Below are 21365 nucleotides of genomic sequence, written 5' to 3' on the forward strand. Positions count from 1 at the left end.
GCGTCACCCCGCCTGGGGCGCCTCGCCCGCCGGCTCGAGCTGTGCGAGCTGCGCCAGGAAGGCGCGGCCCCTGGCCGGGTCCGTCATGTGGATGAAGGCGGCCATGCCCTTGAGCTGCTCCAGCGACTCGCCCTCGCGGCCCGGCTTGCCCTGCTTCCGGTTGTGGATGGCGGCGCGCAGCCGGCGCACCACGTCGCGCGGGACACGGGCGGCTGGCGCGTCCTTGCCCGCCGCGTTCACCACCAGCCCCGTCACCCGCTGGCGGGTGCCCTTGCGCGCCACGCGCGTCTTGTCCGGATGCACGCGGAAGCCTTCCGCCTCCACCACTTCCCGCACGCGCGACAGGAGCACGGCCACCGGGGGGCGCTGCGTCCGCCGTGCCTTGGGCTGCTTCGCCTTCGTCCAGGAGAAGGTCAGGTCGTCCGCGTAGCGCGTGTACGTGAAGCCCAGCCGCTTCGCGAGCGCCGACAGCCGCTTGTCCAGCCGCAGGCACAGGGCGTTGGTGATGCCCGGGGAGGTGGGCGCGCCCTGGGGCAGCGCTCGCGGGCCCCTGGCCACGTGCAGCAGCTTGCCTCGGAACTGCACCGCCTCGCGCGGCGCCTCGGTGGCCAGCAGCGACAGGAGCGTGGCCGGACCCTCCGGCAGGCCGCCCTTGCGCAACAGGCCCTTCACCCGCCGCCACGTGACGGAGGGGAAGAAGTCCTCGAGGTCCACCTTCACCACCACGTCCGCGCCCTGGTGGGCCAGCGCGTTGGTGAGGATGGAGCGCCCCGCGACGAAGCCGTGCGCCGCGCCGTGCACCGGCAGCCGCTCCACGACGTTGGACAGCACCCAGCGCTGGGCTTCCTTCAGCTCCGGCTTGGGCGACGTAATCGTGCGCTTGCCGCCGTCCCGCTTCGGAATCGTCCAGCTCACGTAGTGCGTGGCCGTGTCCACCTCGCGGTGGAACGCGAACCAGCGCAGCCTGGATACGCTCAGCCCCAGCGCCTTCGCCAGCGCGTCCGCCGAGTCCAGCTCCGCCAGGCCGTTGGCCTTCGCGCGCTCCTCCCGGTGGGGCACGTCGAACGCGTCCGCGGGGTGGTCCTCCTCCCAGTGCACGCCCGTGCCCAGGTGGCCCACGTGCGTGGCCTTCCACGCCTCGTAGGCCTGACGCTTCAGCGCGCGGCGCTCGGCGGCCTCGGCCTTCTTCTTCTCCTTCCAGGCCTTCTTCTCCTTCTCGGAGGCGCTGGAGAAGTCGAGGTCCTCCACCGCGAGGCCCTTGGCGACGAGCTGTGCCTGCACCCAGTCGTCGGCGCCGCCAGCTTCGTCGACGGCCTTCGCGCGGACGAGCAGCGCCTCGTGCGCGAGGCGGCGCGCTTCACGCTTCGCGGCCGCGTCGGGCGCCGGGGCGGTGGGTTCGGGCGTGGGCACGGCCTGCGGCGAAGCTGCGGGGACGAAGGAGTCCAGCCTGGCGGTCATGTCTGCACCTTGGACGCGCGCGGCGGCGGGAGACGGGACATGTCGCGAGCAGTCGAGGGAGGCCGGGAAGGCACCACCATCTCACCTGGGGCACGGTAGCCTCACCGGCTCTCCCCTCCTAGGCACTGCTGCCGGGGTGGGTAAACGGCGGTCGCGTCGTTGGCTCCGCTACCCACCCTGGCAGCAGTGCCTAGGAGGGAGAGAGCCAAGAACAGGCTACCTTGCGGAGAGTGTCCTGCATTCCAACCAGAGCGGCGCAACGCCGCTCCCGCGCTCGAGGCGCTCAGGCTGATGCACTCCAGACCTCTCTCGGCTGCTCGCGCGTGAAGCGCACGTCATCGTCTCTTCGTCGCACCTGTCCTGCCGGCCGCTCGCGGCGGCCGAGCCGTGATTGATGGGTTTACACCAAGGCCGAGGCTGCGTCGATGTAGCCTTCAGCCGCCAATTTCTCCAGGCGCGCGAAATACGCCCCGCGCGCTTCCGCGTCCGAGTCGAACCACAGGCGCTGGTGACGCGGCGAGCCCGTGCGCGGGCCCCACTCCACCGAGACCACCTGACCGTCCAGGGAAACCCGGTACACCGTCTCCTGGCCGCTCTCCGCGTCCCGGCGCACGTAGGCGCGCGTCTCTGCGCGGATGAGCTTGCGGCCCTCGGGCGTCTGCCGCAGCGCCTCTTCCTCGGCGCGGCGGCGCGCATAGGCCAGTCGCAGCGCCAGCAGGTGCTCGCAGGGGCCCTCGCGCAGGCCGGAGCGCCGGTGGTGCGGACAGCCGCAGCTGGCGTCCTTCACGCGGCCTTCCAGGTCCAGCGTGAAGCTGGGGAAGAAGCTTCGCAGCGCCTCGCGGTCCACCACCTCGCCGTGGATGCGGATGCCCTCGCCCACCACGTCGTGCACCTTCGTCAGCTTCACCTCGCCCGCGCCCGGAGCGCCGTCGCCGCCGAGCAGGCGGTGCGCGCGTGCCTCCAGCTCGCTGCCATAGCGGATGACGGCGGCGTCCACCGGCGTGGGCATCAGCTCGCGAGGGCGGTACTGGCCGCGCGCCACGTCGAAGAGGATGCGCCCGCGCAGGCACTCCAGCTGGAGCGCCGCGCGGACGGACTCCTTGGGCGCACCCGCGCTGGCGGCGAGCGTGTCGAAGGCCAGCGGCCCTTCCGCGCGCAGCCGGTCGCGGAGCGTGTCCGCCAGTCCGTCCGGCACCGCGCGGGGCATCAGCACATCGAAGGCCGCCGCGGAGGACCAGCCGCTCTCCGTCCAGCCCGTGAGGCCCAGCGTCAGCGTGGCCGCGCCCATGTCGATGACCCAGAACACCGGCAGGCCCGGGCCCATGAGCTGCACCCGCACCGACTTCGCGTGGGGCAGGAGGCGCGCGAGCGCGGCCAGGCGCTGGCGGCCGAAGGTGCGCACCACCGCGGGCGCGGTGCCGTTGTACGTGCCGCCGTGGCACTCCAGCACCAGCTCCCACGGCTCCAGCACCAGCCGGGGCGGGGCGCCGGGCACCAGCTCGAAGCGCAGCGCGCGCGGGGCCTTCTTCGCCTTGCGCGAACGGAGAGCGAAGAGGAGGTTGTAGAGGTCGATGGGCGCCAGCTCGCAGGTGCTCGCGGGCAGCGTGGCGGCGGACTGCACCTGGAGGAAGCCGCGCAGCCAGGCGTGGGGCACCTCCACGTTGCGCGGCGCCCGCGCCGGCTGCGTGGCTGGCGTGGACGGCGCGACGTGGGCCTCCAGGGAGATGGGCACGTAGGTGCGCAGCCGGTCCACCCGGCCGGGCAGCTCCGGCGGCACGTCCAGGAAGGTGGAGCCGTGCGCGGCCTCGCGGCCCTCGAAGAGGCGGTTGTCGAAGGACAGGCGGGCGTAGGCGCTCTCGTCGCGGGAGAACACCTCCAGGGACACGCTGTCCGGATCCACCGTGAGCACGGGGTCCAGCACGGCGTCCTGCTGCTTCTCGCCGTCCAGCGCGTTGTCGAGGAACGCCTTCTGCGCCTCCCAGATGAGCGCGCTGGCCCGCTTGCCCTGCTTCATCAGGTAGGCGAGGTACGCGGTGCGGTCCTTGCCCCGGTAGCGCAAGTCACTGGCGAGGATGCCGAAGGTGGCGGCCAGCGCGTCGCGGAAGAGGGCGGCGTCGGTGACGCGGCCGCTCACGCCCACGGTGCCACGCGAGCCCTCCAGGGCCAGCCGCACGCGGGAGCCATCCGCGCCGGAGTCGACGTCGCTGGTGGTGGTGTAGCGCAGCTCGACGGGGTGCCGGGTGGCGGTCGTCACGACGGGTTACCTTCCTTCCGGGCGCGCTCGGCGGCGCGGCGTGCGCGTTTGTGGGCGCGCCAGGCGGCCTTGCGCAGCTCCACGGTTTGGGACTTGTCGAAGGCGGCCTCGTGCAGCAGCTTCGCCGCGTCGTCTCCGCCCAGCCGGCCCAGCGCGGCCCACGCGTCCTGCCGCGTCTCCGGCTTCGCGTCGGTGGCCAGGGGCTTCAGGGGCTCCAGCGCGCGGGCGCCCAGCAGCGCGGGCACCGACAGGCGGCGGCCCTCGGAGGTGGCCAGCACCTCGCGCGAGGGCTTGCCGCCCATGGGCCCGAAGGCCACCGCGTCGAAGGGCTTCACCTCCAGCGCCCACGTGGCGGTGCGCTCGGGGACGAGCTTCGCCAGCGCGTCCGCCGCCGCCGCCCGCACCCGCGCGTCCGGGTCCACCAGCACCGCGCGCAGCGTCTCGGCCGCGGCGGCGCGCTCCTTCTCGTGCGTCAGCACGGGGGCTGGAGCCTGGCCGGTGAGCGTCAGCGTGCCTCCCGGCGTCGCCAACCGCGCCAGGGCGCGCGCCGCCTCCTGGCGCACGGGGGCCGGGGCCGCGTGCTCACCGCCCTGGAGGATGGTGCGCGCGGAGTCCGTCATGCCGGCGGTGCCCAGCCGGGAGCCTGCCCACAGCAGGCGCTCCCAGGCGGTGGCCAGCGGGGCGCGTTTTGGCGGCGGCGCCGAGCTCCAGTCGGCGGCCGTGCGGCGCTCGGCCGTCACCAGGGCGCGGGACAGCGCGGCCAGGTCCGCCGTGCCGGGCTCGCGAGCCTCCCCCGTCCAGGTGCCCACCAGCAGCGCGGCCTCCTCGCGGGCCTCCGGCTTGTCGTGGCCCAGCAGCGCCACCACCTCGGGCACGGGCAGGGCGCCCCGCCGCGCGAGCCCGCGCCGCAGGCGCAGCCGCAGCGTCACGTTGTCCAGCGTGGCCAGCCGAGGCACCAGCAGCGCCGGGTCTCCTTCGTTGGCGAGGTAGGTGGCGGCGGGCGCGGAGATGTCCGGATTCCGGCTGGCCACCGCGAGGAACTCCACGCGCGTCCGCTCGGTGGGGAACAGCACGTCGAGCGCCTTGCGCGCCTCCTGGCGCAGCTCCTGCTGCGGCACGTCCAGCGCGGCGGCGAGCGCGGACTCCGCCGCGGTATCCTTCAGCTTGCCCAGCTCCTGGGCCGCGGTCAGCCGCACCGGCAGCGCCGTGCCCGTGTCGCCGAGCAGCGCCTCCACCTTCACGCGGGCGCGCTCACCGCCGATGGCGCACAGGCCCTTCACGCCGGCCTGTTGCAGCTCCAGCGTGGTGCCCTCCACCGCGGCGGCCTCCACCTTGTCCTCGACGCGGCGGCGCTCCTCGCCCTCCGGCAGCTTCGAGGCGAGCCGGCCCAGGCCCTCGATCGCGGCCGACACCATGCTTGGCTCGACGGGGGCCTCCGCCGTGCCGCCCGCGGCCACCGTCTCGAGCTCGCTCAGGGCGCGTGCGTCACCCAGCGTGCCCAGGGCCCGCAGGGCGCGCTCGCGCTGGCCGTCCTCACCCGCGCGGGCGTACAGCATCAACGGTCGCAGCGCGCTGGCGCCGCCCTTGAAGGCGACACCCTCGGCGGCGGGCAGCATCAGCTCGCGCGAGCCGCCGCGCAGCACCGCCTCCAGCGGCTCCACCGGCGCGCCATGCTCGGTGACGCGCTTCGCGTAGCGCTCCACCGCCTCCGCGCCCACCGACACGAACCGGTCGGAGAAGAGGCCCGCCAGCAGCTCGGACTGACCGGCCTCGGCGCCGTGCTCCAGCTCGCGCAGCGCGGTCAGCCGCACGGAGACGTCCTGGCTCTTCACTACCTGCCGCAGGAAGGACACGGCCAGGGCCGCGTCGCGCTTCTTCACGTCCGTGCCGGCCACGCTCATGGCGGCGGCGACGCACGCGTTGCGGACCACGCCCTCCTCGTCCGTCAGGCACTGGCGGGCCAGCACCTCCAGCGCCTCGGCGCGGCGGGTGGCGCCCAGGGCTCCCACCAGGCGCTTCCGCTCATGGAAATCCCTGGCCGTGGGCAGCCGGGCCGCCAGCGCGCTCACCGCGGCGGGCGTGGCCAGCCGGGCCAGGGCCTCCGTGGCTCGCTTCGCGGCCGTCGTGTTCTCCGAGCGCAGGAAGCTGGCGAGCACCTCCACCGCGCGGTCATCACCCCGCCACGCGAGCAGCTCCGACGCGCGCAGGCGCAAGTCTTCGTGCTCGCTGGCCATGGCGCGGCCCAGCGCCTCGGTGACGCGCGAGTCGTTGGCGCCGGCCAGCCGCTCAATCACGCCCACGCGCAGGTCGGCGTGCTCGCTGCCGAGCGCGGCCAGCAGTGGCTCCAGGCTCCCGGGCGGGCTGAGCTTCTCCAGCAGCTCGAAGGCGTAGCGCCGCACGTCCGTCAGCGGCGAGTTCAGCGCGGCGCTGATGCGCGGCTTGGCGGCGTCACCCCGCGTGGCCAGCTCGTCCAGAGCGGCGCGCGCCACGTCCGGCGCCAGCGAGGCCAGGGCCAGCGCCAGCGGCTCGTCGCTGCCGGCGGGGAAGAGCTCCTTCAGCCCGGTGAACGCGGCCTTGCGCACCAGCTGGTGCGGGTCCTCCAGCGCGCGCAGCAGGGCGGCCACCGCGGCGGGCGTGCCGGCGAAGCCTTCCTGCGTGAGCTTCACCACGCGGTCCACCGCGTCGCGGCGCACGCGGTGGCCCTCGTCATCGCCCGACGACACCTGCCGCAGCAGGCCGACGTAGGCGCCGAAGGCCAGCCGGCGCAGGTGCTGCCGCTCGGCCTGGCTGGTGGCCTCGGGCGAGGCGGCGGGGGCATCCGGCTTCACCGCGGAGAAGATGCGCCGCAGCCAGCTCTTCGCGGGCGTGGCCTGCACGGGCGAGCTGGCGGGCGCCGTCTCTGGCTTCCAGGGCGCGTCCAGCGTGCTGGGCCGCGCCACCTTCTTCGCGTGGCGGAAGTACTCCAGCGGCTTGTCACGCAGCAGCAGCACCTGGGCCGCCGCGTAGCGCTGCTCGGGCTGGAGGCTGGACAGGGCCTCCGCGAGGCCGACGACGTACTTCGCGCGTTCCTCCTCAGCGGGCCAGTCCTTCATGTCCGCCACCTTCTCGGGGCGGGGCGGCAGCAGGGCCTCCACCAGCTGGGCGCGCGACGCGTCCGGTTCCGTGCGCAGCTCCAGCGCGCGGGCGGCGGCGTAGCGGACCTCCGGCCTGCCGCTGGAGAGGGCGCTGGTGAGCAGGTCGGGCGGCTCACCCCGGCGGCTGGCGCGCGAATCCCGAGCGAGGACGATGGCGAACACCATCTCCTGCACCTCGCGCGCGCGGTCCTCCAGGCCGTGCAGCAGGCCGCCGTCGCCCTCGGGCCCCAGGGCCGCGAAGGAGAGGATGGCGCCCAGCCGGATGGGGAGGTGGTCGTGGCGCAGGTTGCCGGTGAGCACCGGCAGGGCGCGCGCGTCACCCAGGCGGGACAGGCCATCCGCGGCCCAGGAGCGCACCGCCACGTTGGCGTGGCCCAGCGCGTCCAGCAGGAAGCCCTCGTCGCCCCGGCGGGCGGCGGTGGCGAGCCCGCGGGCGCCCTGTTCCTGAAGGTCGCCCAGCTCGTGCGGCAGCAGCACGGTGGCGAAGAAGGTCAACAGGCGCCGCGAGCCCAGCGAGGCCAGGGCCCGCGCGGCGCGGATGCGCAGCGGCACCAGGAAGGCCGGAGGGTAGAGCCGCTCCAGGTCCTTGTCGGTGATGAACGCGCGCAGCGGCTCGATGATGTCCTCGGCGCCGCGCGAGGCCAGCAGCTCCGCGGCGCGCACACGCACCGGCAGCGGCGCCGCGGCGAGCCCGGCCAGCAGAGGTCCATTCTCGCTGGGCAGCAGCTTGTCCAGCGCCTCCAGCGCAGCCACGGCGACGGGGACCTCCTCGTCCTGGACGCGCTTGAGCAGCGGCGAGCGCAGGGGCTCGATGGGGGCGTGGACGGCGCCCTTCGCGGCGTGCTCTCGCAGCAGCGCGTGCGGGGTGGCCAGCGCCGCCAGGTGGGCCTCCGTGTGCTCCTTGCCCACGTGCTTCACCCACGCGTCATACGCGGCGGTGGCCACGCTGGCGTCGCGGTCCTCCACGGCCTTCTTCAGCCGCTCCAGCGCCCAGCCCTCGGCGGCGCGCTGCGCCAGCACCTCCACCGCGCGGTGGCGCAGGTCGGGGAAGCGGCCCGCCAGCGCGCGGTCCAGGGCCTTCTCCGGCGCCTTCTCGTTCCAGGCCCACAGCGTGCGGAAGGCCTCGCCGCGCACCTTGCCGGACTCGTCCTCCAGGGCGTCGCCCAGCAGCGGCTCCGCGCCCGGCGTCGCCGCGCCCAGCTTCACCAGCCGGTCCAGGCCGCGCACGCGCACGTCCTCGTGGCCCGAGCGAAGGGCGGCCTCCGCGGACGCCAGCGGCGTCTCCGCGTCCAGCGCCACCACCGCGTCCAGCGCGGCGGCGCGCACGTCCGCGTTCTCGTCGTCCAGCATCCACACCAGCCGCTCGCGGGCGCGCGCGTCCTGGAGGGCCTGGAGGGAGGAGGCGGCCACCCGGCGGATGGCGGCGTCCGGCTCGCGGGAGAGCTGGAGCAGGGCGCCCAGCGCCCGCGCGTCGCCGAGCTGCGCCAGCCCGCGCGCGCCGCGCACGGCCGTGTCCGGCGTGCGGCAGGCCATGGCGGCGAGCAGCGGCTCCACGTCGCTCTCGGTGATGGCCGCGCCCGCCGTGCCCTGGCCAGGCATGGCGTTGCGCGCGGCCTGGAGCTCCTCGTCTGTGATGGGCGCGTTGTTCGTTCCACCCTGCGCGCGGCGCGCGAGCTGGGCCAGCCAGCGGACCACTTCCTTCACGCCCCGGGCGAAGTCCTCGTCACGCGACTCCAGCGCCTGGGCCAGGGCCCGCCGCTCCATCACCCGCACGGTGAAGGCCGCGCGGCGCACGCCCGGGTCCGCGTCGTCCAGGGCGCGGGCCACCAGCGGCTGGAGCTGGGGGTGGCCCAGCATCCCCTTCGCCGCGGCGCGGATGAGCACCTCCACCTTGAGCAGCGAGGGTCCGCGCTCGAAGGCGGTGCGCAGCGGCTCCGCGCCGTCGCCCGGGAGGACCTGGGCGAGCGCGTCCAGCGCCGCCAGGCCCACCGCGTCCTGCGAGTCCGCGAGCTGCCCGGCGATGAGGCCCGGCACCAGGGGCGACGTGCCACCCAGCTTCGCGAGCTTCTCCAGGCCCAGCACGCGGATGTCCGCGTGCTTCGACTCCAGCGCCGCGCGCGGGGCGGCCAGAGGCGACTCGGGCTCCAGCGTGGTGAGCGCCTCCAGCGCGTCCTTGCGCACGACGGGGTAGGCGTCGTTCAGGCACTCGCGCAGCTTGGGGCGCGCGGCGGTGCGGCCATGTTGCGCCAGCTCACGCACGGCGAGCCGCCGCACCTCCGGGTCCTTGTCCGTGGAGAGCACCTGGAAGAGGAAGTCCAGCGCCTCCGTCTCCTCCAGCGCGGCGGCCTCGCGCACCGCGGCCTCGCGGCGCGGACGGCCCGCCTTGAGGGACTCCGTCAGCAGGTCGATGCCGTGCTGGGACGTGTCGTGGTCGCCCGCGGGCGCGCCATCCGGGGAGAGGCCGAAGCGGTGCGTGCGGCGGTCATCCCCGCCCGTGAAGACCGACCCCAGGGACGTCTTCGCCAGCCGCGGGTTGGCGGGCGGGGCGAAGGCGAGCGCCTGCACCGGCTTGCCACCCGCGTCGAGCGTGCGTGGCTTGCGGCGAACATCCAGACGCCAGACCTTGACCTGTCCGTCGCTGCCGGCGGACCACACGCGGTCGCCGGGCTCTTCCTCTCCCGGCTTCGCGGTGGGCGTGGGCGGGAAGAGGAGGGCGAGCACCGGGCCGGCATGGCCGGTGTCCTTGTCGCCGCGGACCTCGAACTCCACCGCGCCCACGAGGTACCAGATGCGCAGCTTGCCGTCGTCACCGGCGGACACCAGCCGTCCGTCGCGCGGGGTGAAGGCGAGCGCGCGCACCGCGCCCTCGTGGCCGGGCATGTCCCGCTGCGCTCCGGTGGCCACGGTGAAGACGCGCACCACGCCGTCATCGCCAGCGCCCGCCGCGTAGGTGCTGGACGGGTCCAACGCCACGGCCCGAAGCGACTGGGGAGACGCCTTCCACTCGTGCAGCTTGCGCGTGGACTCCCAGTCCCAGGCGCGGATGGCGCCGTCCGCGCCCGCGCTGAGGAGAAGCTTGCCATCCGCGCTGGACGCGAGCGCGGTGACGCCGCCCGGGTGCACGCCGTGGAGCTGGAACCGCACCAGCCCATCGGACAGCTCGCCGATGCGCACCGTGCCATCCGCGCCCGCCGCGGCCCACCGCCCGCCCGAGAGCGCGAGCGCGTTCACCGCGGAGGGCAGCTCGGTGCTCCACAACACCTTGTTGGTGCCCGGCTCGAACGCGGTGAGACGGCTGGCGGCGGAGGCGCGCGCGCCACCCACGAGCAGCACGCGCGCGTTGGCCGCGAGTGCACGGACCTTCTCGATGTTGCCGATGGCGAGTACGGGCATCACGTTCCCCAGTGAGCGCCCTTCTTAGCACCGGCGCTCTCGATACGAGAGCGCACAGGCGCGGTGGCGCACGTGGCGCGCCGTCAGCGTCCGCTGCCCCGGATTCCCGTGGAGCGCAGGTAGAACCGGGCCGTCTGCGCGAGGAAGCGCATGGGAAAGCCCGGCTCGGCGAGCTGTCGCTGGAGCTCCGTGCCCAGCTCGGCCATCAACGTCCGGAGCAGCTCCAGCTTGCTCGAATCGTCCAGCGTGGAGGCACGCCCCAGCGAGGGCATCCGTCGACGCCACACGGGGCTGCTGGCCAGCGTGGCCCGCACGCCGTCGAGGATGTCCAGCAGCGTGGGCGGCATCAGGCCGATGGAGATGGAGAGCGCCTCTTCGGGTGCCTGGGCCATGTGCCAGTACCCGCCTGGGATGTAGATGAAGTCCCCGGCGCCCAGGGTGTGCGTCTCCACGGGCGTCTTCTCCTGCGCGGCCAGGGCGCCGCTCGGCACGGACTCCGGCAGGGGCACGGGGTGGAGCGTGTTCTCCCGCAGCAGGTACTCCTTGCGGCCCGCCGTCTGGAGGATGAACACCTCCTCCGGGTCGCAGTGCCAGCCGAAGCCGTGGTGTCCCGCGGGCGTGCAGTAGATGTGCAGGTTGATGCGGCCGTGCAGCTCCGCGCTGAAGCTGCGCGCCAGCTGCGCCAGCTCCGGGTGGTGCTGGTCCGGCTGCCGCAGCGCGAGCGTGTAGCCCTGCGCGAACAGCGCCCGCGCCTCCTTCGCCGTCGTGGGCCTGTCTCCCGGGTAGGGCACGCCCTGGCGCGCGAGCAGGATGTCGCAGGCCGTCTCCTCCACGAGGAAGTCGATGGTCTCCCACGTCCCCAGGCGCTGGAGGCGCTCCGCGGCGGAAGCGTTGGTGAAGGGACGCCGCTGGTAGTGCTCCTGGAGGAAGCGCTCCCGCGGAAAGCCATTCAGCAGTTCGTCGAGCAGCATGGTGCTTCCAATGACTCAGGCGCTTCCGAGCTGCACGCCCGGATGCGCGGCCCGCAGCCGCACCAGCGAGGCGAGGCAGCTCTGCCATTCCCCCTTGGCCAGCGAGCCGGTGAACTCCTCCAGCACCGGGGCCACCACGCGGGCGAAGGCCGCGTCGTCCAGGCCCAAATCCCTCACCAGCTCGATGACGCGGCGCTTGGCCACGCTGGCGGACAGGCGCTTCTGCACCTCGCCCTCGCGGGCCTCCTTGGCGCGGCCCGGCGGCAGGCCGAAGAGCATCTTCCGCAGGAAGGTGCGCAGCGCGTCCACGTCGGTGAAGCGCTCCGTGCCTCCGAGGGCCAGTGCCTCCATGGCGCCCGCGGGCTTCCACCCCTCCGGCAGGTGCGTGGGCCGGTGCTTCTCCCAGAGGAGCCGCACGGCGAACAGGCCCACCTCGCGGTCCGCGCTCTGCATGAGCCACGCGAGCCGCTCGGCGCCGCCCAGCCGCGCGTAGTGCCGGCGGATGAGCTCCACGGCGACCTCGCGGGTGCTGCGCCGGGTGCTCTCCGTGAGGGAGAACACCTTCACCGGGTCCAGCTCCTCCGGCTGGAGCGTGTGCCGCGCGTCCGCGCCTTCTTCGCCCGCGCGCAGCAGGGCGTCATAGGCCAGGTTGCGGACCTCCTTCGCCTCGGCATCCGCCAGCTCGTACACGCGCGTGTGCCAGCCCCAGGCGCGCAGCTCCGCGCGGGCGATGGCCACGGCGAAGCGGCGCACGTCGTCGCGCGAGTCGGTGAGCGCGGGCCACAGCAGCTCCGGCGTGTACGCCTTGCGCGGCGCGCGGGGCTTGAGGTTGTAGGACCTCGACTCCGGCTGCTCCGGCCCGATGACGGGGTGGTGGCAGCGCAGGTACGTCTGCGCGAAGGCGCGCACCGGCGCCGGCTGCTTCGCGCCTAGGGCCAGCTCGAAGAGGCGCTCCAGGCCCGCGGCGGCGTCGCCCGAGTCGCTGAAGTCCGCGGGGGCCACGTTCTCCAGCAGGTAGCGGTGCGCGAAGCCGTGCAGCTCCGGGTCGGCGCGGCGGGCCAGCGCGAGCAGCCAGGGCACGGTGAGCTGGCGCGCGGTGAACAGCTTGCGGTTGCCCAGCAGGGCCAGCGCCACGTGCCGGTACTTCGCGCTGAAGACGCGCGCCTTCACCTGCTCCACATCCAGTCCGGGCAGGCTGTCCGCGCGCAGGAGCCACTGGCTCACCTGGTGGCCGATGCGCGGGTGGGTGGCCTTCTCCAGCAGCCACTCCGGGCCGATGGTCGCCGCCGGGTAGGCCGACAGCGCCTTCATCGCCATCCCCTCCACGGGGTGGGGCTTCTTCGCCAGCCGGGGGTCGTCCAGCAGCGCCTTCCAGAAGTCCGCGGGCAGCTCGGTGGCGCCGTACTTCGAGGCGATGAACCCCTTCACCCAGCCGAGCTGCTCACCGGTGCCCAGGTACATGTCGCGCAGGAAGTCCGCGGGCAGCTCGGCGCGGTCGAAGGACTGTGCCAGCGCGGCGGTCGCGAACGCCGCGGTGGGCTTGTACGACAGCAGCCGCCCCAGCAGCGCCACGCCCAGCTCGCGTGGGTTGTGCTTCTCCAGCATGGCCGCGGCGAAGGCCTTCACGTCCGGCGCGCCCTGGGCCACCAGCTCCGCCAAGCGCTCCGCCGGCAGGTCCTGCGCCTGGGCGCGGGCATACTCGATGGCGTAGCCGCGGGCCTTGAGGCTGGGGGAGAGCAGCAGCGCCAGCACCGCCTCGTGCAAGCCGAGCTCACGCAGCCGGCCCTGGTGGAACTCGGGCGAGCCCTGCAGCGTCTCCACCAGGAAGTCATGCGCGCTGCCCAGCGGACGGCGGGCGAGCCGGTCCAGCCACGCGGGCGTCACCTTGCGCAGCGCCTCGGGGAAGTCCTTGCGCAGGCCCTGGATGGCGAAGCTGGCGGCCGGGTCCGACTCGCACAGGTCCAACAGGCGCATCAGCGCATCCGGCGAGCGCTTCCACGCGTCCGGGTAGGCGCGGTGCTTCACCATGTCGCTGGGCGGCGGCATGGCGAAGCTGTCCTGCGAGTAGTTGCCGCTGCCGTGCGCCCAGATGTGGTGGGCCACCCAGACGGTGTACCAGGAGGTGTCCGGCGTGTAGTGGCGGAGCACCTCCACCGCGAACTGCGGATAGAGCTCCGGGACGGCGGCGCCCAGGTGGCGCAGGTAGCGCCACGCGCGGCGGCGCAGGTAGGTGAGGGTGCCGGCAGAGACTTCGCGGCCGGTGCCGCCGCGGTGCCGCTCCACGTCGAAGCGCCAGGCGAGCACGCCGAACAGCTCCGCGTCGTGGTTGGCCTCCGCCAGCTTGTAGATGCGCTTGAGGCCGCCCCACAGGCCGAAGCGCAGGTCCGCGCGGCGGGCGATGTCCACCAGCGCCGCGCGCGAGGCCTGGGTGCCCCGCTGGTAGAGGGCCACCAGCAGGTCGGCCAGGGCCAGCCGGGGTGGGCGGGGCACGTCCTGCTGCGCGAGGTAGCGCTGCCACGCCTCCGAGGAGGCCTGGCGCCGGCTGTCCGGGTCGTAGTGCGCCCGGGCCTGGGCGAGCATCTGGAGGAGCGCCTCGAACGTGAAGGCGTCCTTCGGCAGCGGCTTCTCCGGCACCTGCTGGGGCTCGGCGAGCAGGGCGAGGACGGCATCGGCCAGGTCGGGGGACTCGGCGCGGACCAGCCGCTCCAGGTCAGCCGCGCTCAGCGCATCGCTCGTGGACGTGGACATGTCGCGGGATCTACCACGCTACTTCTTCCAGAACATCAGTGCGTCGAGCAGGTCCAGTCCGGGGCCCACCGCGGAGCGGGAGCTGTTGTTCTCGAAGTACGTCAGGTCGACGAGCAGGGCGACCGCCAGCACCAATTGCCGCAGCCGGAAGTCCGTGCACTGCGGTTGGAAGTCGAGGGTGAAGGTGTCCGCGGCGCTGAAGCTCTCCTGAAGGAGGCCACTCCAGCGCTTGCGGACGACGGCCACTTCCGCGTCACCCTGGAAGATGCGGAAGGTCCAGGGTCTGAAGAGCGGGCCCTTCACGGTGGCGATGACGGCGCCTCCGGGCGTCACGATGTCCAGCCTGCGCCCCAGCAGGGTGAAGCGCTGCTGGATTCGCGCCATCAGCCGGCCATCCCACGCCAGGACGTCCGCCTTCGTGAGGATGATGCTCCAGGGGCGCTCCACGACGAGCGCAACGATACCTCCCTGCGTCATGCACTCCAGCCGAGCCTTGTAGAAGGGCCAGAAGGTCCGCCGGAGCATGGCGCCGAAGCCACGTGCCTCCTCTTCCGCGTACAGCACGACGCGGCCCATGTTGTCGCAGACCTCGTAGCGGTTGCGTGTCTGGGCGCCGAAGATGATTTCCAGGCCCTCGCGGAACTGCCGCATGCGCAGCGCGGGCGTCTCCATCATCACCTGGAGGGCCATGCGCAGCTCGGTGCCCATGTGGCGCACGTCGCCCGGAAGCCCCTTGCCCGCGCCGGACGGCACCTCGACCTCGGGGAGCGGCTCCACGGCCGCGCTGGCGGGCGCTTCCGGCTGGCGGGGCGTGCGGCCACGCCAGTCCAGCTCCAACTCGGTCGTATCCGCCAGGGGGCGCTTGTCGCTCATTCGCTTCACGCTAAGCGTGAGCCGCGCCAACCGATAATCGGTCCAGGGTTCAGGGACTGGGCCGGAGCACGACGTGGATGTCCCGCGTGAGCGTCGCCCCGTCCGTCACAGTCAGCTCCTCCCGGTAGGCCTGGAGTTGCGCATCCCATGGGGCCTGCTTGCCGATGGCGATGAACGTGTAGCGCCCGGCTGGGAGCTGCTCGTACACCCGGCTCAGCCCGCTGCTCTGGGGGGACTCGAAGAGCTGCTCGGAATACGCTCGCCTTCGGAGCTCCACTGTCGACGTGGCGGGCGGCACGGAGCCTGGGATCAGCGCGAGGAAGTAGATGTTTTCTTCCTGGAGACCCGGGGGCAGCCGGACGCTGAGCCGCACCGTGGCGCTTCCGGGGGGCTCGCGAACGGCCAGCGTCACCCGGCCCATGGGAGGAATCTGGACGCGCTGGGCCAGGAACGTCACCGGGCGGCCCTCCAGGTTTCTCGCCTTCACGATATTCAGCACGTAGGTGCCACCCGGCACTTTGTGGGCGCGGAAGGTCCCCGCTGCTTCCTCGACGGACACGATGCCGGGTTCGGGATCGTCACCACCGACAGGTGAGAGCCAGACGGTGGCCTCGACGGGCTGACCGTCGCGGTCCGTCATCGCGCCCTCCACGTAGGCGCCCGGGTACAGCCGCAGCTCCAGGTCCATATCGCCGGTGCCCACCGGTCGCCGCAACTCGGGATGGGCGCCATTCAGGGGGTGAACGAGGAGGTCCAGCGGGCGGTCCTCCACCAGCGGCAGGTGGAAGGTGCCATCCGGGCCGGTGCGGCCCGCCACCAGGGGGGGATGGAGTCCCCTCTCCGCCACCCTGCCCTGACCCGGCAGGTAGGCCCCCACAAAGGCCCCTTCGATGGGTTGCAAGGTCTCCGCGTCCAGCACGTGCCCCCGAATCTGGCGGCCCGCTTCCATCCGAACCGCGCCCAGGTCCACCTCCTCGCCGGGGGATACATCGAGCTGTCGCGTGGTGTGATTGAGGCCAGGGACCGCGAACTCCAACGGCATGCCCCAGGGCCCGCGTGCTGAAATCCGGAAGGCGCCCTCAGGGTCCCGGAACTCCTGCTCGTTGATGAAGAAGTGGGTGATGGGCGTGCCGTTGCTGCGCACCAGCCGCCCGCGGACACGGCCCATACTGCGCAGTTCCAGCCGCACGTCCTCGTCCCCGGCCATGGCGCGGACCGCGGGTGTACTGTCGCCCGGGAACTGCTTCCTGGCGGACTCGAAGTCATAGCCCTCTTTTTGGGCCCGCAGCTCGCATGCGCCATCGGGCATGTGGTGAAGCGTGAAGCGTCCATCCGGGCCGGAGTACACGGCGTCGTCGAGGGAGGAGTGACGTTCTCCCTGAAGTGGTTTCCCCTCCACCTTTGCACGGGCCACCGGGTGCCCGCGCTCATCCACCACGATGCCTGACACCGGCTGCCCCGTGTCCAGCCGCAGGGAGGCTTCCACCGTCTCCGTGCCTTGCACGCTCACGGTGCGCGACGCGCGTTGCGGGACGCCGCCGACGTCCAGCTCCGCGTGCAGGGTATAGGTGCCCGGCGGAAGGCTGCCGAAATGGAATCGGCCCGAGTCGCCGCTGTCGGTCACCTGCGTGGGGTGCTGGCCATCGGAGGTCAGCGAGAGCTGCAGGGTGCGCAGCGGCACGTCGTAGGTGTTCGTGATGATGCCCTCCACGCGTGCCGCCGCGCGCAGCACCACGCGCAGGTCCGGCGTGGGCGCTTCGACCGGCACCTCCGCGGGCAGGTGGCGCTCGCTGCGGATGGTCAGGGTCGCGGCCATGGGCCGAGGGAAGTCGAGGTCGAAGTGGCCCTGCTCGTCCGTCACCGCGCCGGCCACGTAGATGCCCTCTCCCGCATCGACTCTCACCGCGGCGCCCGGCACGGGGCGGCCGTCCGCCTCGGTGACGGTGCCTTGCACGACATGCGCGCGCTGGAGGATGAACTCCAGGGGCGGATTGGAGTGGGAGAGGGTGACGTCCATCAGCTGTTTGAACTGGTAGCCCCTGGCGACCGCGGTGAACACGTAGTGCTCGCGCCGCAGGGGCCCGAGTCGGAACCGGCCATCCGCCTCCGTGGTGGCGACGACAGGCGCCAGTCCCAGCTTGCCCGGGACGCTCACCTCGGCACCCGCGATGGGACGTCCGGATTCGTCGCGCACGACGCCCTCCACGACGACGAGCGTGCCCAGATGGATGGTGGGCTCCAATGCCCTGCCTTCCTCCGTCAGCGTCACGTTCGCGAAGCCATGGCGGCCGAGGTGCTCCGCCCGCACCTCGTAGTCGCCGGGGGAGAGCTGCTCGAAGCTGAAGCGACCCTCCTGGTCCGTGGTGGTGACCCTTGAGCTGTGCACGAGGTGCACCTCGGCGCCCGCGACGAGGCTCCCCTCGGCGAGCACGCGCCCGGAGAACCCTCGGGAGGGATGGAGCGTGATGACGGTGAACGCGTCGTCCAGGCCCCGGTGGTACTCGGGCAGCAGGTCCGGAGCGAAGGCGACGGCGCTGTAGTCCCCCTTGGGCAGCGGGCCGAAGGTGAAGCGGCCTTCCGTGTCCGTGGTGGCCTCGAAGAAGCGCGAGTGCGCCTGGTGGAAGAGCGTCACGCGCGCGCCGGCCAGGCCCGCTCCGGATTCGCCGATGACCCGTCCCGGGAAGACGCGGCCGGCTTCCAGGCGAAGCTCCACGTCGTCCGCGCCGGCGCGGATGTCTGGCACCATCGCGGCATCGTGGCCACCGAAGGCCCACAGCGTCACGGTGCCCTCGGGCAGCGCGTCCAGTTGGAAGGTACCGTCTTCCGAGGTGAGCGCTTGGGCGAGCACGGGCGTGTCACCATGGCCTGCCTCGACCAGCCCCTTCACGAGCTCCTCCGACTCACCCAAGCAATTGCTGGACGACAGCGGCATGTCCTCCTCGGAGGTGTCACAGGGCAGCGCGGACAGGGACTCGCCGGGCATGGCGCGCGTGGCGGAGACCGTGGTGCCCGGGGCGGGGCGGCGCTGCGCGTCGAGCACGCGTCCACGGATGACGTGATTGCCCCGCGGCGGTGGGGTGGGGGCGCTGAGCGGCTGGCGCGTCCCTGAAGTCGTTCGCGAGGCCGTGGGAGCCTCTTCCGAGGTACCTGCCTGGAAGCGGATGAGTGCCACGGCCAGCACCAGCGCCAGAGCGCCGAGTGCCATCCTCATTGCCGACTGCTTGCGCATCGTATCGTGTTCCCCCGGTAGGGCCCCACCTCGAACCTGGTGCCCATCTTTGCCTGAGGCCTCGGGCTGGCGAAACACGTTGCCGTCCCATCGGCCCGGGCCGGAGGCCCTCAGGGGATGGGGCGGGGCGCCACCTGGATTTCGCGCGCCAGCGTTGCGCCCTCCGCGAGGGAGAGCTCCTCCCGGTGGAGCTCGAAGCGCGGAGGCGAGTCCTCCACCTCCAGGAGGACGATGAACGTGTAGCGTCCACCTGGAAGCTGCTCGTACACGTGCTCGGTGCCGTGGCTCTTCGTGGAGGCGCGGATGTCCCCGAAGCGGGCGCGATTGCGCAGGTCCCTGCCGGAGATGCCGGGTGGAAGCGTGCCCGCCAGCAGCGCCGTGTATTGTCCCGTCCCCGGAGGGATGGGCGGCATCCGGACGTCGAGCCGCAGCGTGCCGCCGCCGGTGGTCTCGGTGAGCGCGAACGCCACCTTCCCCATGGGCGGAATCGTCACGCGCCGCGGGAGGATGGTCACGCTGCGGCCCTCTGCCGTGCGGCCCACGGAGGCGGACAGGGTGTAGGTCCCCTCGGGGACGTGCTCGGCCAGGAAAGACCCCGTCTCCTCCTCGACGGGGAAGGAGGTGCCCTGGGCGTCGGGTATGAGATGCACGATGGCGTCCACGGGCTTCCCGTCGCGGTCCGTGAGGGTGCCTTCCACCCGCGCACCGGGGGGGATCCGAAGCTCCAGGTTCTCGTCACCCGTGCCAATGTGCTGGCGCCGCAGCGGGTGGCCCAGGTTCGTCTGGACCAGCACGTCCAGCGGACGTGCCTCCAGCGGTGGGAAGGTGAAGGCTCCGTCGGTACCAGTGACGGCCACGGCCACCGGGGTGGTTTCCTCCATCGAGCCGCCTTCGCCCGGCAGGTGGACCTCGATGATGGCGTCCACCAGGGGCTGATACGTCTCCGCGTCCACCACCCGGCCGCGCACCTTGCGGCCTGCCACCAGCCGCACCTCACCCAGGTCGAGGTCCTCTCCCGCGGCGACCTGCACCACGTGCACGGCCCGCGTCAGTCCGGGGGCCTCGAAGCTCAGCCGCTGCTCGCCGGCCATGAGGGCGGCGAACTGGAAGGCGCCGCGCGGGTCTCGGAAGGACTGCTCGTTGAGGGTGAATCGCGTGATGGGCGAGCCATCCTCGCGCACCAGGCGACCATGGATGTGGCCCTGGCTGCGCAGCACCAGGCGCACGTCGCGCGCTCCAGACTTCGCGAGCACCGCGGAAGGGCTGACGCCAGGGGCCAGGGGCTCGGTGGCCTCGAAGGCATAGCCGTCCTTCGATGCGCGCAGCGAGCTCGCGCCGTCCGCCAGGTGGTTCAAGGTGAAGCGGCCCTCCGCGTCGCTGTAGGCGATTGCGGGGAGGACGCCTCGGCCCTTCGTGTCGAGCGAGTTCGCGTCAATCATCGCGTTCGCCACCGGGCGTCCGAGCTCGTCCACCACGATGCCGGAGATGGGCTCCCCTGTGTCCAACTGCAGTGAGGTCTCCACGGTTTCGGTGCCGTGGACGGTGAGGGTTTGCGTCGCCTGCCGGGTCACGGAGCCGATGTCCGCTCCGGCCCTCAAGGTGTAACGGCCCGGTGGAACTCCACCGATGGAGAAGTGCCCCTCCTCGTCGCTCTGGACCTGCCAGGAGCGCTGTTTCGTCTCATCATCCACCAGGGTGACGGCGACGCGGCGGATGGGCGTTCCCCGGGAGCTCGTGACGGTGCCTTCCACCCGGGCTGCCCCGCGCAGCACCACACGAAGCCCCGAGCCGGGCGCGCTCGCCAGGATGCGCTCTTCCAAGTGGCTCTCGCTGGTGAAGACGAGGGTGTGACGCCCGGGCCTGGGGAACGCCAGCTCGAAGCGGCCGTTTGCATCCGAGGTGACGGTCTCCACGTCCTGGAGCTCCGTCTCCGCCTCGTCGCGCTCCTGGTCGTCGAGGGCGACCTCCACGTCGGCCACGGGGTTGCCCTGGGCGTCGGTGACGGCGCCTTGGACCAGGTAGGCGCTCGGGAGGGTGAAGTCCAGACGCAGGCCGGGCGCGGGGGTGTCCTCATGCAGCAGGCCCTGGTAGCCGGAGGCCACGACGTTGAAGACATAGGGCTCGAGCCGCAGCGGCCCCAATCGGAACCGGCCATCCGCCGACGTGGCGGCGTAGTCCACCGGCGGCGCCTGGCCTCTCGGCGGGGCGGCGCCCACCGAGGCCTCGCGGATGGGGCGGCCGGACTCGTCGCGCACGGTGCCTTCCAGGTACACGTGCGTTCCCAGCCGCACGGTGGCGTCCGCGTCTCCGCCTTCCTCGGTCAGCGTCACCGCGGCGAAGCCGTACTCGCCCTGGTGTTCGGCGCGCACCTCGTAGTCGCCTGGCGCGAGCGAGTCGAAGGAGAAGCGGCCCTGCGCGTCCGTCACGCCCGCCTGCGAGGTGTGCTCCACATGGACTTCCGCTCCCGCCACGGGCGCCTCGTCGGCGAGCACGCGTCCCGACAGCCGCCGGGGCGGGTGGAGGACGACGGGGTCGATGACCTCCTCGTCCACGTCCTGGAGGGAGTCCGTCAGCAGGCCCTCGCTGGCGGCGACGAGGGTGTAGTCCCCCGGAGGCAAGGGGCCGAAGGCGAAGCGGCCCTCCGAATCGGCCTGGGCCGCGAAGAAGCGGGAGTGCGCCTGGTGGAAGAGCGTCACGCGCGCGCCGGGCAACGGCCTGCCGGACTCGTCGACGACGCGGCCAGGAAGGAAGAGGCCTTCTTCGAGGACGAGCTCCACATCCTCCGTGCGGGTGGGGACGTCCAGCGCCAGGGCGGCGTGCCGCTCACCGATGGCCCAGAGCGCTACGGTGCCCTCCGGCAGTCCGCTGAGCACGAACGTGCCGTCCGGCGCGCTCACGGCCTGGGCAACCACCGGGGAAGCGCCATGGCCTGCCTCGACGAGGCTTCGCACCCGTTCCTCGGACTCGCCGATGCAATCGCCGGAGGATAGCGGGACGTCTGGCGCGGAGTCACAGAGCAGCGCGGACAGGGACTCGCCGGGCATGGCGCGCGTGGCGGAGAGGGTGATGCCTGGGGCGGGACGGCGCTGCGTGTCGAGCACGCGTCCGCGGAGCACATGGTTGCCATGCGGAGGTGGAGTGGGGGCGCTGGACACCGTGCGCGGGCGGGACGTCGCCTGTGAGGTTTTCGTGGGTGCTTCGTCTTCCGAGGTGCCCGTCCGGAAGCGCACGAACGCCACCGCCAGCACCAGCGCGAACACGCCGAGTGCCACCCTGACCGCTGGCTGCTTGCGCATGGTGTGGTG

Annotated in this window: 8 protein-coding genes; all 8 read right to left on the bottom strand. The window is 72.9% G+C overall.

Annotation, left to right across the window (positions count from 1 at the left end; all coding sequences use genetic code 11):
• Positions 1 to 3 precede the first annotated feature (3 nt).
• The 8 genes from VZL07_RS15080 to VZL07_RS15115 all read right to left on the bottom strand — a co-directional run bounded on the left by VZL07_RS15080 (position 4) and on the right by VZL07_RS15115 (position 21356).
• Complete coding sequence (locus VZL07_RS15080; protein ID WP_426756233.1) at positions 4 to 1458, bottom strand: reverse transcriptase family protein; 1455 nt, start codon at positions 1456 to 1458, stop codon at positions 4 to 6.
• A 400-nt stretch (positions 1459 to 1858) separates the two neighbouring features.
• Positions 1859 to 3712: an SWIM zinc finger family protein gene (locus VZL07_RS15085; protein WP_426756234.1), complete on the bottom strand. Its 1854-nt coding sequence runs from the start codon at positions 3710 to 3712 to the stop codon at positions 1859 to 1861.
• Positions 3709 to 10239, bottom strand: a complete 6531-nt coding sequence (locus tag VZL07_RS15090; RefSeq protein WP_426756235.1) for a HEAT repeat domain-containing protein — start codon at positions 10237 to 10239, stop codon at positions 3709 to 3711. Before VZL07_RS15090 ends, VZL07_RS15085 begins: the two co-directional genes overlap by 4 nt.
• 83 nt (positions 10240 to 10322) lie before the next feature.
• Positions 10323 to 11210, bottom strand: a complete 888-nt coding sequence (locus VZL07_RS15095; RefSeq protein WP_426756236.1) for a JmjC domain-containing protein — start codon at positions 11208 to 11210, stop codon at positions 10323 to 10325.
• Between the two features lie 15 nt (positions 11211 to 11225).
• Positions 11226 to 13958 (bottom strand): hypothetical protein, encoded by a 2733-nt coding sequence (locus VZL07_RS15100; protein WP_426756237.1) that lies wholly within the window; start codon positions 13956 to 13958, stop codon positions 11226 to 11228.
• 18 nt (positions 13959 to 13976) lie between these two features.
• Positions 13977 to 14831 carry a phospholipid scramblase-related protein gene (locus VZL07_RS15105; RefSeq protein WP_426756238.1) on the bottom strand — a complete coding sequence of 285 codons (855 nt, stop codon included), beginning with the start codon at positions 14829 to 14831 and terminating at the stop codon, positions 13977 to 13979.
• Between the two features lie 49 nt (positions 14832 to 14880).
• Complete coding sequence (locus tag VZL07_RS15110) at positions 14881 to 18036, bottom strand: carboxypeptidase regulatory-like domain-containing protein (RefSeq protein ID WP_426756239.1); 3156 nt, start codon at positions 18034 to 18036, stop codon at positions 14881 to 14883.
• 134 nt (positions 18037 to 18170) lie between these two features.
• Positions 18171 to 21356, bottom strand: a complete 3186-nt coding sequence (locus VZL07_RS15115) for a carboxypeptidase regulatory-like domain-containing protein (protein WP_426756240.1) — start codon at positions 21354 to 21356, stop codon at positions 18171 to 18173.
• Positions 21357 to 21365 lie beyond the last annotated feature (9 nt).

It is taken from the genome of Pseudomyxococcus flavus (assembly GCF_050038885.1).
Taxonomy (GTDB): Bacteria; Myxococcota; Myxococcia; order Myxococcales; family Myxococcaceae; genus Myxococcus; species Myxococcus flavus.